This is a genomic window from Verminephrobacter aporrectodeae subsp. tuberculatae At4 (assembly GCF_000193225.1).
GTDB classification, from domain to species: domain Bacteria; phylum Pseudomonadota; class Gammaproteobacteria; order Burkholderiales; family Burkholderiaceae_C; genus Acidovorax; species Acidovorax aporrectodeae.
In genome coordinates this window covers 1-1,557 of sequence record NZ_AFAL01000177.1, presented here as the reverse complement: position 1 = coordinate 1,557, position 1,557 = coordinate 1, and the positions used below count along the sequence as shown (strand labels likewise).

The window sequence follows — 1,557 nt, the reverse complement described above, 5'->3', positions numbered from 1 at the left end:
TCACGCCGGCGCCGCGGTGTCCCCGGATAGCGGGCGCGCCTGAAGGCGCGCGTACAGGCCGCCGCGCGCCATCAGCGCGGCGTGCGTTCCCTGCTCGGCGATGCGTCCGCGGTCCATGACGACGACCCGGTCCGCGTGCTCGATGGTCGACAGGCGGTGCGCGATGACCAGGGTGGTGCGCCCCTGCATCAGGCGCTGCAAGGCGTCTTGCACCAGGCGCTCGGATTCGGTGTCGAGCGCCGAGGTGGCCTCGTCCAGGATCAGGATCGGCGCGTCCTTGTAGAGCGCGCGCGCTATCGCCAGCCGCTGGCGCTGTCCGCCGGACAAGCGGGCCGCGTTGTGCCCCAGCGCCGTGTGCATCCCCTGCGCGAGCGTGGCCACGTGCTCCGCCAGATTTGCCGCGGCCAGGCACGCGTGCACGCGCGCTTCGTCCACGGCCTGCCCCAGCGCCACGTTCGCGGCGATGCTGTCGTTGAACATCACCACATCCTGGCTGACCATGGCAAATTGCGCGCGCAACGAGCGCAGGTCCCAGTCGGGCAGGGCCTGTCCATCGACCCGGACCACTCCCGACGTCGGCAGCACGAAGCGCGTGAGCAGATTCACCAGCGTGCTCTTGCCCGCGCCGGAGGGGCCGACCAGGGCGACGATTTCACCGGGATCGACGCGCAGGCTCACCCGGTCCAGCGTGGGCACGCGCTGCGCGCCGAAGGCCACGCTCACGTCCTCGAACGCGAGCGCGCCGCGCACGCGCCCGGCCCGGTGCTGCCCGCCGGTTTCGGCGGGCGTGCCGTCGAGCAGGCCCAGCCCGCGCTCCAGCGCGGCGACGCCGCGCGTCACGGGACTGGCCACGTCGGCCAGCCGCCGGATGGGCGCGATGAGCATGAGCATGGCCGTGATGAACGCGACGAAGCCGCCCACGGTGAGATACCGGGCCGCGGCCGGGTCCTGGCTCTGCCACAGGGCGATGCAGATCACCACCGAGAGCGCGGCGGCGACCAGCAGCTGTGTCAGCGGCGTCATGGCCGCGGAGGCAATCGTCGATTTGATGGCCAGCCGCCGCAGGCTCTGGTTCAGGTCGGCAAACCGCCGCGCCTGGTCCGCCTGCGCGCCGTGCAGGCGGACTATGCGGTGCGCCAGCACGTTCTCTTCCACCACGTAGGCGAGCTCGTCGGTCGCCTGCTGGCTGCTTTTGGTCAGCTGGTACAGCCGCCGGGACAGGGTTTGCATGATGACGGCAACGCCCGGAACCACCACGGCGACGATCAGCGTGAGCTGCCAGTTCAGGTACAGCAGGTAGAGCAGCAGCGCCGCCAGCGTGAACCCGTCGCGCGCCAGGCCCAGCAGCGCCTGCACGATCTGCGTGGCGCCGGTCTGCACCTCGTACACCACGGTGTTCGACAGCGCGCTCGCGGAGTGGCGCGAGAACAGCCCCATCTCGGCCGCCAGGATCCGCTCGAACAGGGTCTGGCGCAGGGTCAGCATGCCGTCGTTGGCGATGCGCGTCAGCGCGTACTGGCCCACGAAATGCGCCACTCCACGCACCAGGAACACCCC

General features: G+C 71.1%; 1 protein-coding gene. It reads right to left on the bottom strand.

Annotation, left to right across the window (positions count from 1 at the left end; all coding sequences use genetic code 11):
• On the bottom strand, positions 1 to 1,557 hold a 1,557-nt coding region (gene msbA / locus VTU_RS25860; RefSeq protein WP_010101767.1), incomplete at its 5' end, for a lipid A export permease/ATP-binding protein MsbA.